Annotated in this window: 2 protein-coding genes and 1 pseudogene; 1 reads left to right on the plus strand and 2 read right to left on the minus strand. The window is 60.6% G+C overall.

The window, feature by feature from the left end:
• Together AB0H32_RS41745 and AB0H32_RS41750 are read right to left on the minus strand one after the other, a co-directional pair.
• A pseudogene (locus AB0H32_RS41745) lies at positions 1-248 on the minus strand (hypothetical protein); the annotation flags it as partial.
• Positions 249-911: 663 nt separating this feature from the next.
• The gene (locus tag AB0H32_RS41750; protein WP_361132727.1) at positions 912-1,196 is read right to left on the minus strand and encodes a hypothetical protein; all 285 of its coding nucleotides are present in this window, start codon (positions 1,194-1,196) and stop codon (positions 912-914) included.
• Between the two features lie 295 nt (positions 1,197-1,491).
• On the opposite strand from AB0H32_RS41750, the gene AB0H32_RS41755 reads away from it, so the two are divergent.
• A partial coding sequence (locus AB0H32_RS41755) for a transposase (protein ID WP_361132730.1) occupies positions 1,492-1,698 on the plus strand: 207 nt, incomplete at its 3' end.

A 1,698-nucleotide genomic window follows, 5' to 3' on the forward strand; every position in this document is an offset into this window, starting at 1 on the left:
TCGGTGCCGATCGGGTACCAGCCGTGCCAGTTGGCGTTCTCGCCGCCCCACCAGTTGCCGTAGAGCCTGCCGTCGGGCCGGACAGCAAAGACCTCCTGGTGGTCGTCGAAGCGGGACAGTGCGGCGATGGGTGTGCCTGGGTCGAACGTCTCGGTGCCGATCGGGTACCAGCCGTGCCAGTTGGCGTTCTCGCCGCCCCACCAGTTGCCGTAGAGCCTGCCGTCGGGCCGGACAGCAAAGACCTCCATGTGGCCCTCGTACCGTGACAAAGCCGCAATCGGCGCATTTACCGGGAAGGTCTCCGATCCCAACCGACGCCACTCATACCAATTAGTCCCGTCCCACCAGGCAAGGTAGATACCTCCATCGGAGGCTACCGCCCAAACCTCCATGTGGTCCTCATGGCGCGACAAAGCGGTAACGGGAGTTCGAGCCGGAAAAGTGAGGTTATCCACGCGTTGCGCGATGCGATGACCCGAGCGCTTGGATAACCAGGGGAATCACACCACTCCGTCCCTCCTGAAAGGGTGGTTTCATTCAACTCGTTCGTGGCTGCCCTCCCCGTGCTATAAGTTAGGGGACGATCGAGCCGTGCAAGAAGGGCAGATGGCCACAGGTGGAATGGCTGCGGCGCTGTGAATCGGCAGCAGGCTGGAACTGGTCGCCGACTTTGGTGATGTTGACGATGAATCGGCCATTATTGCTCTCCGGGCCGTGCCGGGGGGCGGCTGAGAAGCGGGGACCCGTGGTTTACATCCAGGACTCGACGCCGAAATTCACGCTGACCGCATGGTGCGTTGCACCAGCTGGACACGCACCAGCCCCAGGCAGTCACGGCATCCAGTCCATCCCGTTTTCGTGGTCATGACTTACTCCTTTTCGCATGGCAAGGGTGTTTGCGTCCGGGGAAGTCATTCCTGATCGATGATGATCCTGGACACGTGCGAGCCGGCGATCTGGTGGAAGATCGAAACGGAGATTTGCCCCACGCTGTCATTTAGCACCTTCGTGCCGACGATGACACTGTTCACCTGATCGATCTCGGGCGCCACGAGTTCGCGGAAGAATTTCTCCGGATCGGATCGAATCGCTTTCAGATCTTCAACGTCGAGTTGAGCTTCGAAGACCTCGAAAGCGGCCGCGTCGACGCCACGCCTGCGGTTAATGTTTCCCATGCCCTGATCCTCCTGTCCCATAAGGTGCTTCATCCAGGATCCGTCACCTCAGGGGCCTCAGCAACCTCAAGGGAGACACCCTCACGATCTCCGAGGTTTCAAACAGCCAAATATTGAAGGGGAAACTGACTCGCTCCCATTGATTGCAAATTCCACGATTCAAGTTGGGTCTCGGCCTTGCGCGACGCCTGGCAGGCTGTTAATCGTCGTTACCGCGCGGGGCGGATGGTGTGGTCGTGCCGGCGGCCAAGGGCACTAGACTAGTAGTGCTTCGTTACGTTGAGTGATCTCGGCTGATCGTGGGCAGCTTCCCGGAGTGAGGTTGGGGGAAGTGGAACGGCTCCGGGGCGAGTTGGCGGAGTTCGTTGCCGATGTGTTCGGGTCGTTTCCGCGGCGGGATCAGCGGCGGTGGGGTGAGTGTTATCTGCGGGGCCTGATGCTCGACGGCCGGCGCAAGTCGATCCAGCCGATGGCTGAGCGTCTGCCGGATGCGAACATGCAGGCCCCGCAGCAGTTCGTGAAC

Source organism: Streptomyces sp. NPDC020362, assembly GCF_040642095.1.
Lineage (GTDB): Bacteria > Actinomycetota > Actinomycetes > Streptomycetales > Streptomycetaceae > Streptomyces.